The sequence below is a fragment of the Actinoplanes sp. CA-252034 genome, from assembly GCF_050956125.1.
Taxonomy (GTDB): Bacteria; Actinomycetota; Actinomycetes; order Mycobacteriales; family Micromonosporaceae; genus Actinoplanes.
In genome coordinates, this window is sequence record NZ_CP191846.1 from 1,728,012 (window position 1) to 1,743,079 (window position 15,068).

General features: G+C 72.9%; 7 protein-coding genes and 2 pseudogenes. 7 read left to right on the top strand and 2 right to left on the bottom strand.

Annotated elements, in window-relative coordinates; genetic code table 11:
* Positions 1–2: 2 nt before the first annotated feature.
* The 7 genes and pseudogenes from ACQPZW_RS08085 to ACQPZW_RS08115 form a co-directional block, all read left to right on the top strand.
* A pseudogene (locus ACQPZW_RS08085) lies at positions 3–644 on the top strand (hypothetical protein); the annotation flags it as partial.
* 447 nt (positions 645–1,091) lie between these two features.
* Positions 1,092–2,771: a DNA polymerase Y family protein gene (locus ACQPZW_RS08090; RefSeq protein WP_433797467.1), complete on the top strand. Its 1,680-nt coding sequence runs from the start codon at positions 1,092–1,094 to the stop codon at positions 2,769–2,771.
* Positions 2,772–2,782: 11 nt separating this feature from the next.
* Positions 2,783–6,098, top strand: a pseudogene (locus ACQPZW_RS08095) (error-prone DNA polymerase).
* A 65-nt stretch (positions 6,099–6,163) separates the two neighbouring features.
* Positions 6,164–6,511: an SSI family serine proteinase inhibitor gene (locus tag ACQPZW_RS08100; protein ID WP_433794205.1), complete on the top strand. Its 348-nt coding sequence runs from the start codon at positions 6,164–6,166 to the stop codon at positions 6,509–6,511.
* A 26-nt stretch (positions 6,512–6,537) separates the two neighbouring features.
* The gene (locus tag ACQPZW_RS08105) at positions 6,538–7,308 is read left to right on the top strand and encodes a methyltransferase domain-containing protein (RefSeq protein ID WP_433794206.1); all 771 of its coding nucleotides are present in this window, start codon (positions 6,538–6,540) and stop codon (positions 7,306–7,308) included.
* Entirely contained in the window at positions 7,305–8,543 is a 1,239-nt protein-coding gene (locus tag ACQPZW_RS08110; RefSeq protein ID WP_433794207.1) for an alkaline phosphatase family protein, read from the top strand. Before ACQPZW_RS08105 ends, ACQPZW_RS08110 begins: the two co-directional genes overlap by 4 nt.
* A 317-nt stretch (positions 8,544–8,860) precedes the next feature.
* Complete coding sequence (locus tag ACQPZW_RS08115) at positions 8,861–9,250, top strand: DUF3040 domain-containing protein (protein ID WP_433794208.1); 390 nt, start codon at positions 8,861–8,863, stop codon at positions 9,248–9,250.
* A 2,082-nt stretch (positions 9,251–11,332) separates the two neighbouring features.
* Here the strand turns inward: ACQPZW_RS08115 and ACQPZW_RS08120 are convergent.
* Complete coding sequence (locus ACQPZW_RS08120) at positions 11,333–13,777, bottom strand: transglutaminase TgpA family protein (protein ID WP_433794209.1); 2,445 nt, start codon at positions 13,775–13,777, stop codon at positions 11,333–11,335.
* Entirely contained in the window at positions 13,774–15,066 is a 1,293-nt protein-coding gene (locus tag ACQPZW_RS08125; RefSeq protein WP_433797469.1) for a DUF58 domain-containing protein, read from the bottom strand. The genes ACQPZW_RS08120 and ACQPZW_RS08125 overlap by 4 nt, the downstream gene beginning before the upstream one ends.
* Positions 15,067–15,068: the final 2 nt, after the last annotated feature.

The following is a 15,068-nucleotide window of genomic DNA, read 5'->3' on the forward strand; positions in this document are numbered from 1 at the left end:
GTCTGTCTGTCGGTGCTGGGCCGGTGGGAGCCGGGGGCTCGGTGGCGCGGGGTGGTGCGGGGCGGGACCCGGCGGCTGGGCGGGGACTTTCGCTGGTGGACGGCGGGGTGCGGGGTTCGGCGGCCGGGGTCGGGGTGTCGGCTGGTGGGGGGACCTCGCTGATGCTGGCTCTGTTGTCGGCGGCATCACGGGGTGGGGCCTGGTGTGCGGTTGTCGGGATGCCCGCGCTGGGGGCTGTCGCCGCTGCCGAGAGTGGCATCGTGCTCGAGCGGCTCGCGCTCGTTCCGGATCCGGGACCGGACTGGCCCACGGTGGTGGCCGCGCTGATCGACGGGGTGGATGTGGTGGTCACGGCTGTTCCCGGGCCGGTCTCGTCGTCGATCGTCAGCCGGCTGGCGGCCCGGGCGCGGCAGCGGGGGAGTCTGCTGGTGCCGTTCGGCGACTGGGCCGGGGCGGATGTAAGCCTGCGTGTCGGTGAGGGGCACTGGGAAGGGCTCGGGTCCGGGCGGGGCAGGCTGCGTCGTCGTGAGGTCACCGTGGTGGCGCAGGGTCGTGGAGCGGCCGCCCGCCCGCGGCAGATCACCATGTGGATGCCGGGTGTCGTGGTTCGTTCTGCCGCGCCCGGTGCCCGGCCTCCCACACCGAACACGCCGGAGCCCGTTACGCCGCCCTCGCCATGGGCCGGCGACAGGACGGATCGGGCCGGCGGCAGGGCAGATCGGGCCGGCGGCAGGACGGATCTGGCTGGCGGTGACGGTTCTGGGTCGCGCTTGCCGAGGACCGGTGACAAGGCGGAGTGGGCCGGCGAAAAGGCGGATCGGGCCGGCGGCGGGGCCGCACGGGCCGGTGGTGACGGATCGGGGGCGGCTCCTTCGCGGGTCGATGGCGGATCGGGGGGTGCCCGGCCGGTGATCGCCGGTGGCCCGTCGGCGCCGGGGGAACCCGGGACTGCCGTCGGCTCCACGGCCTCGTCCGGCGATCGGGGCCGGGTGGCCTCCGTGCCGGGGCGAGGGCTGTCGATCTGCCCGCCACCTTTCGAGGGGGAGGGCCCGCCACCTTCCGAGGGGGAGGGGATGTAGGTGGAGGCGGGGATTCGTACGTTGCTGGTCTGGTGTCCGGACTGGCCTGTCGTCGCCGCGGAGATCGTGGTCGGGGTGATGGCTTCGGAGCCGGTTGCGGTGTTCGCCGGGAATCGGGTGCTGGCCTGTTCCGAGGCCGCCCGGCGGGAGGGGGTTCGGCGGGGGCTCCGGCGGCGGGAGGCGCAGGGGCGCTGCCCGCGACTGGTGGTCGTGGAGCACGATCCCGGGCGGGATGCCCGGGCGTTCGAGCCGGTGGTGGCGGCGGTCGAAGAGGTGGTGGCGGGGGTCGAGGTGCTGCGGCCGGGGGTGTGCGCGGCGGCGGTACGAGGGCCGGCGCGCTACTTCGGCGGGGAGGAGGCCGCGGCGGAGCGGGTCGTCGAGCAGGTGGCGCTGGCCTGTGCGGTGGAGAGCCAGATCGGGATCGCGGACGGGGTGTTCGCGGCCGGGATCGCGGCGCGTACCGGGCGAGTCGTGGAAGCCGGTGGCAGCCGGGCGTTCCTGTCACCCGTACCCATTGATGCTCTTGAAGAACCCCAGCTCACCGACCTGCTGAAGCGTCTCGGGGTGGTGACCCTCGGGGATTTCGCGGCGCTGCCGCCGGGGGATGTGCTGACCCGGTTCGGGTTCGAGGGGGCGCTGGCGCACCGGCTCGCGTCGGGTGGGGACGTCCGGCCGCTCGCGGTGCGTCGGCCGCCGCCGGACCTGGCGGTCGAGGAGACCTACGACGAGACGCTGGATCGGGTGGACGTGGCCGCGTTCGCCGGGCGGGTGCTGGCTGAGCGGCTGCACGAGCGGCTCGCCGCGCACGGGCTGGCGTGCACCCGGCTCGGGATCGAGGCGGTCACCGCGGACGGGCAGGAGCTGGTCCGGGTGTGGCGGCACGACGGGATGCTGACGTCCGCGGCCATCGCCGAGCGGGTGCGATGGCAGCTGGACGGATGGCTGACGGGGGCCCGGCGCGGGCGGGTGGCCCAGCCCACGGCGGGGCTGGTGCGGCTGCGGCTGGTGCCGGACGGGGTGCTGGCGCATGTCGGGCTGCAGCCGGGGCTGTGGGGGGAGACGGGAGCCGGGCGGGAGCGGGCGCATCGGGCGTTCAGCCGGGTGCAGGGGCTGCTGGGGCCGGAGTCGGTGTTGACGCCGGTGCTCGGTGGCGGGCGGTCGCCGGACGATCAGGTGCGGCTGGTGCCGTGGGGTGACGAGCGGGAGCCTGAGCGGCCGGCCGCGGACCAGACCGAGCCGATTCCGGGGATCGACACCGTTCCTCTGTTGGGGGCGGGGAGTGAGGAACGGACGGCCGCCGGCTTCACCATGATCGAGGTGGGCCGGAAGCGGCGGCGCGGTAAAGCCGCCCGTCCGGCGCCGCTGCCACCGTGGCCGGGGCGGCTGCCGCGGCCCGCACCGGCGGTGGTGCCGGCGCATCCGCTGCCTGCGGCGGTGTACGACGAGGCCGGCGCCCCGGTCGGCGTGAGCGCCCGCCTGGAGGTGACCGGCGTCCCCGCCACGCTGCGGATCGACCGCCGTCAGCCGGTGGCGATCATCGGCTGGGCCGGTCCGTGGCCGGTGGACGAGCGCTGGTGGGCGCCGGGCGAGGCGCGTCGGCGGGCCCGGTTCCAGATGCTGTTGGAGGACGGCCGGGCGCTGCTGCTGTCGCTGGCCGGCGGTCACTGGATGGTGGAGGCGATCTATGACTGAGGACTGCGCCGATGGGCTTCAATAATCCGGACATCCCCTGGTCGAAGCTGGAGGGGGCACTGTCGGGGCGGACCGTGGTGGATCCGCTGGCGATCGACGGCGACGGCGGGGACTCGCCGGCCTGGTCACGGAAGCGGGAGCCGTACCGGGCCGCGCCGGGCCTGGTGCGGTCGGAGAGCCGGACGGCGTACGCCGAACTGCACTGCCATACCAACTTCAGTTTCCTGGACGGCGCGAGTCACCCGGAGGAGCTGGCCGAGGAGGCGGCGCGGCTGGGGCTGACCGGGCTGGCGGTGACCGACCACGACGGCCTGTACGGGGTGGTCCGGTTCTCGCAGGCCGCCCGGGAGCTGGAGCTGCCGACGATCTTCGGCGCCGAGTTGTCGCTGGGTCTGACCCGTCCGCGCAGTGGTGAGCCGGACCCCGAGGGGCCGCATCTGCTGGCGCTGGCGCACGGTCACGAGGGGTATGCCCGGCTGGCCCGGGTGATCTCCGAGGCGCAGCTCCGGGGCGGGGAGAAGGGCCGCCCCGACTACGGGAGTCTGGAGCAGACGGCCGAGCTGCTGCGCGATCACGTCCTGGTGTTGACCGGCTGCCGCAAGGGCCCGGTCCCGCTGGCCCTGGCCACGGGGGCCTCTCCGCAGCGGCCTACGAGCTGGACCGTCTCGTGGCGGGCTTCGGCTCCCCGAACGTGGCGGTCGAGCTGACCGATCACGGCGACCCGTACGACGGCGACCGCAACGACGTCCTGTTCGACCTGGCCGGCAGCCGTGGCCTGGAGGTGGTGGCCACCAACAACGTGCACTACGCGACCCCGTCGCGCCGTCGGCTGGCGACCGCCCTGGCCGCGGTCCGGGCCCGTCGCAGCCTGGACGAGATGGACGGCTGGCTGCCCGCGGCCGGGGCCGCCCACCTGCGCAGCGGGGACGAGATGGCCCGCCGGTTCGCCGACTATCCGGGCGCCGTGGAGAACGCCGCGATGTACGGCGACGGCCTGGCCTTCAGCCTGGATCTGGTGGCGCCCCGGCTGCCGGACTATCCGGTGCCGCCCGGCCACACCGAGATGAGCTGGCTGCGGGAGCTGACGATGCGGGGCGCCGCGGTCCGCTACCGGGACGATCCCAAGGCCTACGAGCAGCTGGAGTACGAGCTCCGCATGATCGAGGAGCTGGGCTTCCCGGGCTACTTCCTGGTGGTGTACGACATCGTCCGGTTCTGCCGGGCCAACGACATCTACTGCCAGGGGCGGGGCTCGGCCGCCAACTCCGCGGTCTGTTTCGCGCTGTTCATCACGAATGTCGACGCGGTGAAGCATCGGCTGCTCTTCGAGCGGTTCCTCACGGCGGAGCGGGACGGCCCACCGGACATCGACGTGGACATCGAGTCCGACCGGCGCGAGGAGGTCATCCAGTACGTCTACCGTCGATACGGCCGGGAGCACACCGCCCAGGTCGCCAATGTGATCTCCTACCGTCCCAGGTCGGCCGTGCGGGACATGGCGCGGGCCTTCGGGTTCTCCCCGGGCCAGCAGGACGCCTGGAGCAAGCAGATCGACCGGTGGGGCGACGTGGCGGCCGGCGAGGACATCCCGGACAGCGTCGTCGCGGCGGCGAACGAGGTGCAGGACTTCCCCGCCACCTGGGCATCCACTCCGGTGGCATGGTCATCTGCGACCGGCCGATCATCGAGGTCTGCCCGGTCGAGTGGGGCCGGATGCCGGGCCGCACCGTGCTCCAGTGGGACAAGGACGACTGTGCCGCCGTCGACCTGGTCAAGTTCGACCTGCTCGGGCTGGGCATGCTGTCGGCGTTGCACTACGCGTACGACATGATCCACGACGAGCTGGACATCGGGACGATGCCGCTCGACGACCCCGAGGTCTACGCGATGCTGTGCCGGGCCGACTCGGTCGGCGTCTTCCAGGTGGAGAGCCGCGCGCAGATGGCCACGCTGCCCCGCCTCAAGCCACACGAGTTCTATGACCTGGTCATCGAGGTGGCGCTGATCCGGCCCGGGCCGATCCAGGGCGGTTCGGTTCACCCGTACATCCGGCGGAAGAACGGTCTGGAGAAACCGGATGTGCCGCACCCGCTGATGGCGAACGCCCTGGCCAAGACGCTGGGGGTGCCGCTCTTCCAGGAGCAGCTGATGCAGCTGGCGATCGACGTCGCCGGCTTCGACCCGGCGGAGGCCGACCAGCTGCGGCGCGCGATGGGCTCGAAACGCTCCATGGAGCGGATGGAGAGGATCAAGAACAGGCTGTACGAGGGGATGGCCGCCAACGGGATCACCGGAGCGCTGGCCGACGACCTGTTCGTGAAGCTCTCCGCGTTCGCCAGCTACGGCTTCCCGGAGAGCCACGCCATGAGCTTCGCCTATCTGGTCTACGCGAGCGCCTGGCTCAAGCGCTACCACCCGGCGGCGTTCTGCGCGGCCCTGCTCAACGCGCAGCCGATGGGCTTCTACTCGCCACAGACGCTGGTCGACGACGCGCGGCGGCACGGGGTCGAGGTGCGGCGGCCGGACATCAACCGCAGCGACGCGGCGGCGACGCTGGAGACGACACCGCAGACCCGGCATCGCAGCGAGCCGGGGGAGCCCCCGCACACGTGGGGACTCGGCGGCCCGGCGGTCCGGCAGGGGCTCGCCCGCATTCGCACGATCGGTGACGACCTCGCCACGAGGATCGAGCGGGAACGGCGTGACCATGGCCCTTATCGGTCGATGACGGATCTTGCACGGCGTACCGGATGCTCTGCCGGCCATCTGGAGGCCCTCGCCACCGCCGACGCCTTCGCGAGTTTCGGGCTGTCGCGCCGTGAGGCGCTCTGGGCCGCGGGAGCGGCCGCCCAGGACAAACCGGACCGCCTGCCGGGGACGGTGACCGGCGTCGAGGCGCCCACGCTGCCCGGCATGAGCGATGTGGACGTGCTGGTCGCGGACGTGTGGGCGACCGGGCTGTCACCGGAGACGCATCCGGCGCGGTTCCTGCGGGCCGAGCTGGACCGGGCCGGGGCGCTGCCGATCGAGAAGCTGGCCGGGGTGGAGGGCGGTACCCGGGTGCGGGTCGGCGGCATCGTCACGCACCGGCAGCGGCCGGCGACCGCCGGCGGGGTGACCTTCGTGAACCTGGAGGACGAGACCGGGATGCTGAACGTGACCTGCTCGCCCGGGCTGTGGCTGCGCTACCGGCGGGTGGCCCGGACCAGCGTGGCGCTGCTGGTGCGGGGGCGGCTGGAGAAGGTGGAGGGGGTGCTCAACCTGATCGCGGACCGGCTCGACGCGGTGTCCCCACCAGTTACCACGACATCCCGTGATTTCCGGTGATTTGCACCTTTGGCGGTGTACGGTGCACTGCGAAAGTCATCCGGGGGTGCATCATGATCCGTACGATGATCGGTCTCGCCACAGCGTTCGCCGTGCTGGCCGGACCGACCGGACCGGCGACGGCTGCCGGTCCGTCGAAACTCACGCTCGCCTACGAGACCAGGTCGGTGAAGCTCACCTGTGCTCCCGCCGGCGGCGGCCACCCGAAAGCCGATCAGGCCTGCGCCACCCTGAGCGGTATCGGTGGCAACCCGGCCAAGCTGAAAGGCGGCGACTCGCTCTGCATGCTGCTCTACCAGCCCGTCACGGCCAGTGTGAAAGGCACCTGGCGAGGTAAGGCGGTGAAGTGGCGGCAGACCTTCGGCAACAGCTGCGAGATGACCCGCGCCACCGGTGTCCTCTTCGACTTTTAGATGGACGTCGCCGATAGGCTGCTCGCGTGGAAACTTCTGCGCGTACCGGCCGCCCGCACGTCACGGCTCGCACCGCCGCGGTCTGGGCCGTGCTGCGGCGTGAGCTCGACCGGCAGGCCGGCCGCGAGCTGACGGTGCTCGACGTCGGCGGCGGGACCGGCGGCTTCGCGGTGCCACTCGCCGAGGGCGGCCACACCGTCACCGTCATCGACGCCAGCCCCGACGCGCTCGCCGCCCTCACCCGCCGGGCCGCCGACGCGGGAGTCGCCGACCGGGTCCGGGCCGTGCAGGGCGACGGCGACGCGCTCGCCTCCCTCGTCGAGCCGGGCAGCGCCGACCTCATCCTCTGCCACTCGGTCCTCGAGGTCGTCGACGACCCGTCCCGCGTGGTCGCCGCGATCGCCGCCGCGCTCCGGCCGGGCGGCGCGGTCAGCGTCCTGGTCGCCGGCCGGGCCGCGGCGATCCTCGGCCGGGCCGTCAACGGGCACCTCAAGGCGGCCTCCGCGCTGGTCACCGATCCGGCGGGCCGGGCCGGGCCGCGCGACACGCTGCTGCGCCGCTACGACGCGACGGGCGCCACCGATCTGCTCACCGCCGCGGGGCTCCAGGTCGAGGACACCCAGGGGGTACGCGTGGTGGCCGATCTCCTGCCCGCCACGGTGCTCGAGGAGGACCCGCAGGCCGTCCTCGAGCTCGAGCTCGCGCTGAGCAACCGTGCGCCGTTCCGGGATGTGGCGTCCCAGCTGCACCTGTTCGCCCGGCGCCCGTTCAGCGGGGTCGTCCCGGGGCTGTCGTGACCAGCGACCCCGGCGCGCCTCGCCCGGACCCGCCCCTCCCCGCCTCGCCGGGCTTCGCGCCGGCTCCGGGTGGGCGGGTGCTGCCGCCCGTTCCCGAGGACGGTCTGCCGGCGGAGGCGTTCCGCACGGTGACGCCCGCGTACGGCGCCGGCAGTCTGGCCGACGTCATGCCGAGCGTGTCCGCCGTCCTGGGGGTGCCGGGCGCACCGGACGTCCTCGGCCTCGGCGAGCGGCTGGCCGGGGTGGACCGGATCGGAGTGCTGCTGGTGGACGGCCTCGGGGCGTACCAGCTGCCGACGGCCGCGCCGTTCGCGCCGACTCTCGCGTCCCTCTCCGGCCCGACCCTGACCACCGGGTTCCCGTCGACCACCCCGGTCAGCCTGGTGACCGTCGGCACCGGCGCACCGCCGGGAGCGCACGGGATCCTCGGCTTCACCGTCCGGCGGCCCGACGGGCGGACGCTCAATCACATCCACTGGGGCGACGACCCCGATCCGTACCAGTGGCAGCCTCTGCCGACCGCTTTCGAGACCGCCGCGGCCGCCGGGGTCGCCGTCACCCTGGTCAGCCGTTCTCTCTACCGGGGGAGCGGGCTGAGCGTCGCGGCCCACCGGGGCGCCCGCTATCACGTGGCCGACGACGGGCCGGCCGTCGCCGAGGGCATGCTGGCGGCGCTGCGCTCCGGGCCCGGCCTGGTCTACGGCTATCACCCCGACCTCGACAAGGCCGGCCACGAGTACGGGGTGGCCTCATCCGCCTGGCAGGACGCGGCCCGCGGTGTCGACGCGATCCTGGACCGTCTCGTCCACGAGCTGCCGCCGACCGCCGCGCTGCTGGTCATCGCCGACCACGGCCAGCTCAACGTGCCCGCCACCGACCGGTACGACCTGTCCACCGGCCCACTCGCCGCCGGACTGGCCGGGGTCTCCGGCGAGCCGCGGGCCCGCTACCTGCACGTTCTCGACGGGGCGCTGGACGATGTGCAGGCCACCTGGCAGGGCGTGCTCGGCGCGGACGCCCGGGTGATGCGCCGGGACGAGGCGATCGCCGAGGGGTGGTACGGACCGGTGGCCCCGGCGCACAAGGACCGGATCGGGGACCTCGTGGTCCTCTGCCTGAACCGGGCGGTCGTGGTGGCGTCCGCCTGGGAGCCGCCGATGGCGGGGCAGCTGGTGGCCTACCACGGGTCGGTCACGGCGGCCGAGATGACCGTACCGCTGTTGATCGTCCGATAAGATCTATTTGCGTCAGTCGATTTGTCCGCCTTCCGGCAGCAACTCTGCCGATCATGTGTTGAGGCAGCTCACGGCGCGTGATCAGGGCCACATGCTGCGGTGACGGACGCGTTGTGTGGCCGGGTGATCGGTCTTTTGGGACGAACCGATCTTCCGGACATGGAAAATCACCCGCACTCGGCGGTCGTCCCGCTTTCCGACCCGCCAAGCCGCTCGTAGACTTGCGTGGTAAGGCAGCCGACGGCTGCCCCGCATCATCACACCTGCACCACCCCGACCCCACCACGGGGCCGGACATGCGCCCGGGGAGGAATGCCGTGCCGCTCTCGGAGCACGAGCAGCGGCTGTTCGATCAGATCGAGCGGTCGCTTGCCGAGGACCCCAAGTTCGCCTCGGCTGTGCGGGCCAGCGACCCGCGTTTCCACGCACGGCGCCGGCTTCTCGTCGCCGCGTTCGTGATCGTCATTGGTTTGGCACTGCTCGTCTACGGAGCCGTCAGCCAGAACACGCCGCTCGGCGTTGCCGGATTCGTCGTGATGCTCGGATCGGCGGCCTTCGCCATGCAGTCACGCCGCCGCACCCAGACGCCCGACCTGAAATCCGTCGGCGGTACAGCGTCCCGACGCACCCGCCAGAGCCGCAAGAGCGGCGGCTTCCTCGAACGCCTCGAGGACCGTTGGCGTCAGCGCCCGGAGGGGCATCGCTGACCCAGCCGAGCCGGCCCTGACCCGGCTCCCGACGAACGGCGGCCGATCCCCGGCCGCCGTCGTCGTGCTTCCGCTTGCCCGGGCCGTCGTTCGTCGTGCTTCCGCTTGCCCGGGCCGTCGTTCGTCGTGCTTCCGCTTGCCCGGGCCGTCGTTCGTCGTGCTTCCGCTTGCCCGGGCCGTCGTTCGTCGTGCTTCCGCTTGCCCGGGCCGTCGTTCGTCGTGCTTCCGCTTGCCCGGGCCGTCGTTCGTCGTGCTTCCGCTTGCCCGGGCCGTCGTTCGTCGTGCTTCCGCTTGCCCGGGCCGTCGTTCGTCGTGCTTCCGCTTGCCCGGGCCGTCGTTCGTCGTGCTTCCGCTTGCCCGGGCCGTCGTTCGTCGTGCTTCCGCTTGCCCGGGCCGTCGTTCGTCGTGCTCCCGCTTGCCCGGGCCGCTGTCGTCGTGCTCCCGCATGCCCCGGCCGCCCCACAAGCGCCCGCTGCACCCGCCGTCCCGCACATCGCGCTGCGTCCGCCGTCCCGCATGTCGCGCGGTGTCGCTGTTCCGCATGTCGGGTTGTATCTGCTGTTCCGCATGTTCGCGCGGCGTCGCCGCCCCGCTTTCGCGTCGCCTCACTTCTGCGTCCGTGCTGCTTCTGCGTCCGTGCTGTGTCGCCGACCAACGTCTTCGTCCGCGCCTGTCCCTCCGCGCCCGATTCTCCACCGCGTCCGCAATGCCTGCTGCGCCTGCGTTGGTGCCCCTGACCCCGTGCCGCCGGACGTGGTCTCTGTCGCGTCCGTAATGCCCACTGCGACCGTATTGTCTCCTGGCCCGTGCTGCGATCTTGTGCATTTATGGCTAGGGCGATGACCAGGAACGTTGACGGGGTTGGCGATCTAGTATCGGCCCAGGGGCGTGCCCTCGACCCCGCGAAGGTTGGTGGTCATCGCACTAGATCACCTTTTGGAGGGTCCGCGCCGCCGTCGGCCAGCTGTACCTCAGCCCGGTCGTGAGGTCGCCGGAAACCGCCGACGCATTGGTATGCGTCGCCGGAAACCGCCGATGCATTGGTCCGGGGATTGGCCACCGGTGCTCCCGCCTCGCCGCCGCGATGACAGGCGCACACGAACACCGATTGTGCGACCCCACCCACGCCCCCACGACGACCCGCGCACACGAAACCCCGATCGTGGACGTTCATCACCGCCTGGACGATGACCAGCGCACACGCAACCGCTACGTGTGCGCCCATTACCGCAGGCGGCCACGCAGAAGATCAACCACACGAGGTGTCGCGGACATCGGCATCCCGACGTCGGCGACCCCTGAGCAGACCTCCCGCGGGCAGCGGAAACTTGATCCCGGAAGGTCTCCGGCGAAGCTCTCGAAGTCGGGGTCGATGCCGGGACGACACTCATATCCGCTGCCGGATCCCGGCCGTTCTCGCCGCCCCTGTACAGGCGGTGGCTGAACCCTGTCCCGGCACCGGGCACACCGACCGCGCCGGCCGCTCCGGTCAAGGACGCCGACCGCCCCGGCGCGGGGCGCTGTGCCCACCCGGCCCGCCGATCGGGTCGGGCTGCGGACAGGACAATCAACAGAATGGCGCTTCGATGGCCGTTTTCCATGTAGCCCGTGCAGACCCTCTCTTGGGGATGCGCGCGGGGTGCGCGGGGTGCGCGGGGTGCGCGGAGTGCGGGTGCGGGGTGCGGGGTGCGCGGGGTGAGCGGGGTGCCCGGGGTGCGCGGGGTGCGGGGTGCGCGGGGTGCGCGGGGTGCCCGGGGTGCGCGGGGTGCGGGGTGCGCGGGGTGCGGGGTGCGCGGGGTGCGCGCGGTGCGGGGTGCGGGGTGTGCGGGGTGCGCGGGGTGCGAGGCGGGCGGGGACGTGCGGGGCGTGCGGCGGCGCGGGGGGACGGATCGGCTCGGGGCACGGTGGGTCTTGGCCGGGACCACCGCATGGGCCCGGCGCTCGCGTTTCGGCCGGGAGCAGGGCCGACGTCGCGTGGTAGGACGGGACGACCCGGATTTGCGGTGCGGGGTGGCCGTACGAGAAAAGCGATGGACGCCGTCACGGAAGACGGCGCCCATCGCCGGCAGCGGACCGGAAGGGTCAGCGGGTTCGGGTGAGTAGGCGGCGGGGGTTGAAGCGGGTCATGGACTCGCGGAGGCCGGCGAGGCGTTCCGCGGTCCGGGTGGACCACTCGGACATGCCCAGGCGCCAGCTGAGCAGCACCGACGGCGGCAGCAGGGTGGCGCGGAGGCGGGTCCGACGGGAGGCCGAGCCGGACATGCCGGAGCGGATCCGGCGGAGCGCCGACGTCAGCTCGGCGCCCTGGAGGGGCTGCCGGGCGTAGCGTGCGCGTTCCTCGGCGGTGCCCAGCAGGGTCGCCGCGTCGGCCGGCTCGCCGGTCAGGGACAGGTCCCGGACCAGGCGCTGGGCGGTGACCCGTGGCGTCTCGGTCGGGTCGACCAGGACCTGGAAGTCGACCATCGAGTCGATCAGCTCGTCCCACGCGGCGTGCGCGTCATCGCGGGCCCGCCCGGTCTCGGCGGTGACGGTGAGGTCGGTGATGCCCTCCGCCGACAGCACCACCGGGGCCTCCGGGACCGTGGCGGCATGCCGTCGACGCCGCACCAGGACCCGGTGCAGGGCCGGGACCAGCAGGAGCGCCAGCAGCAGGGCGATGCCCGCGGCGATCCACAGGCCGGTCCAGTCGGTCGTCTCGGGGGCCGGGCCGGTGGTGCCGGCCTGATCCTCGCCGACGCCGGACTTGTCGGGGCCGTTGGCGGCGCCCGGGTCACCGGAGGAGTCCGGGGCGACCGCGCCGGGGCCCGTCGAGGTGGACGCGGTCGGCGTGGGCCGGTCGACGTCCGGCGCCCAGTTCGAGCCGGAGCGGGCCGAGCCGGTGACCCCGGCGGCCGGGGTGGCGTCGAACGGCACCCAGCCGAAGCCCTGGAAGTAGACCTCGGTCCAGGCGTGGGCGTTGCGGTTGGTGATCGTGTAGACGCCGTTGCCGGCCGGGGTGCCGCGGGTGAAGCCGAACGCCACCCGCGCCGGGATGCCGGCCGCGCGGACCATCCAGGCCATCGCCGCCGCGTACTGCTGGCAGTACCCGGTCTTGCTGGTCAGGAAGTCGGCGATCTCCGAGGCCTTGCCGGTGGTCTGGGTGGCCAGGCTGTACTGGAAGCCGTTGTCCTTGGAGAACCAGTTGTAGATCGCCCGGACCTTGTCGTAATCGGTGTTCTTGCCCTTGGTCAGCCGCGCCACCTCGGTCTCGACCGTGGCGTCGCCGGGAGTGGCGGTGTACGCCATCAGCGCGTCGTTCGGTGAGAGCGTCGGTGCCTGCCTCAGCTCCTCGGCGGTGTACCGGGCACGCAGGTAGGTGACGTCGTACGCCTGGTCGCGGGTGGTCGTCCGGCTGGAGTAGAGCACCTGCTGGTTCTGGTCGTACGCCCACGAGCCGTTGAGGTTGTCGACCCCGATGGCGTAGTTGTACAGCGGCGCCATGTTCTGTTGGAGATCCTTGGTGATCTCCACCCGGGCACGGTGCTCGGTGTAGCTGCTCAGGCGGGTCGCCGCCTGTCGCCGTGGATCGGGCAGGCCCAGGCCGAGCCCGCTGCCCCGGGGCGACTCGTTGCCGAAGCCGTTGGCGTTGAGCACGTCCGCGATGGCGAACCGCAGGTAGAACGGCTCGGGCTCGTCGGTGGTGACCTTGAGCAGCGGAATCGTGGTGGTGTGGTTGAGCTGGCCGCTGAGCGAGGCGAACAGGTTGATCTTCCCGCCGGTCCCGTTGCCGTTGCCCGGGCCCGTCCCGGAGCCGGTCTGGGTGAGCTGGGTGAGCAGGCCACCCTCCACGGTCGGCACGGCCAGCGGCAGCACCACGGCCACGAGCATGCCGGCCACGCCGATCCGCCGGCCGGCCGCGGCCAGCGGGGACGGCTCCCAGACGTCGACGTCGCGCCCGTCGCCGGTGAAGCGGCGGCCGAAGCGGCGCACCCGGTCGACGTTGTCGGCGACGAGCAGCCACATGAAGCCGGCCGCGCCGATGACGAACGGGATCGCCGGGACGCTGTCGGTGTAGACGGCGACCGGGATCGAGTAGATGGCGAGCATCGGCAGGCCGGCCAGGGCCGGCCGGCGGAACACCGCGGTCAGCAGGTCGACCACGATGGTGACCGCGCCGACGCCGAGGACGGCGACGAAGAGCAGACCGTCCCGGTCGGGAACCGGCACCCCGAAGGAGCGGGTGTCCTCCCCGGCCTCCCGGAGCAACTCCGCGAAGTGGGCGAAGGTGTCCGGAGTCGGGACGATGATCTCTTTACCGCTCGAGAACATCCAGGTCAGAGCGAGGAGCAGGGCCAGCGTCATGCCGGCGGCCTGCGCCCACGTGGGGAACCGGAACGTCCGGGTGGTCACCGCGGCGCCCTCGATCAGCGCCACGGCGAGCACGCACTGCGCGATCCAGGTCCACGACTCGAAGATCGCGGTGAGCGGTGCGGCGGCGAGAAGCGTGGCCCCCGCGGCCACCAGGCCGAGACGGCGGCGCCCGGTCATCGGGTCACCCCGCTGACCGTCGTCTCCGCCATCGCGGCGCGGTAGGCGAAGCCCTGCGACCCGCGGGCCACCGTCGGCCAGAGCGCGGCCAGGGTGTCGCCGTGCGTCACCGGAACCGACCGCCAGCCGGCCCGGATCAGCGCCAGCGACGCGGCCGCGTGCTCCCGCTCCGCCTCGGCGACGCCCGACGGCACCCAGGTGGAGGTGTCGATCGCGAAGCCGATGCAGGAGGCGCCGTTGCCGCGCAGGCCGCTGAGCAGCTCCGCCTCGGCCACCGTCAGCGCGCCGAACAGGCCGATCACCAGACCTCCGTCGTTGCGCCGCCGGACGTGCTCGATCAGCACCGAGACGTCGCTGGCCTGGTCGGATTTGACGTCGGCCAGAGTGTCCAGGATCAGGCCCTCGCCGCCGCCCTCGATCGCGTCGATGTCGGTGCCCGAGCCGGTCACCAGGCGCACCTTGTAGCCGCTCTCACGCAGGTGGACGGCGATGCTGGCGGCCGCCGAGACGGCCCACTCGAAGCTCGCGGTCGGGCCCTCGCCACGGTGGGCGAAGGCCCGGGTGTCCAGCACGACCGTGGCCCGGCTCTCCCAGGGCTGCTCCTCGCGACGGACCATCAGCTCACCGGTACGGGCGGTCGACCGCCAGTGCACCCGGCGCAGATCGTCGCCGCGACGGTACTCCCGGGTGGCCGCGTCGTCCTCGCCGTGCACCGCCACCGAGCGGGCACGGCTCTCGCCGGTCCCCGCATACTCCCCGGCGAGCCGCACCCGGGGGAGCGTGAACACCTGCGGGATCACGGTCAGCCGGTCGACGCTGGGGAACGACCGGGTCAGCTCGCACAGCCCGAACGGGTCGGTGAGACGCACCATCAGCGGGCCGATCGGGTAGCGGCCGCGCACGTCGGCACGCACCGTGTACGCCACCGAACTGGCCTGGTGCGCACCGAGGCGCTCCAGCACGACCCGGGGGCGGCTGCCCAGCGCGTACGGCAGGCGGTCCTCCAGAAGCATGGTGCCGGTGGGCAGCCGGGACAGGTTCTGCAGCCGCAGGATGACCCGCGCACTGGACCCGACCGGTGTCCGGGCCGGCTCGAGCGAGCGGGTGCAGGCCAGCTTGTACCGGCTGCGCCCGACATACCAGGCGGCCAGCAGCGGCAGCACGGCCAGCAGCACCGCCACCCGCAGCAGGTCGCTCTCGCCGAGGATGAGCGCGGAGACCGCGGCGGCGATCGCCGCGGCCAGGAACGAGCGGCCGCGCGTGGTGAGTCCCCGCAGCGCCTCCCGCATGC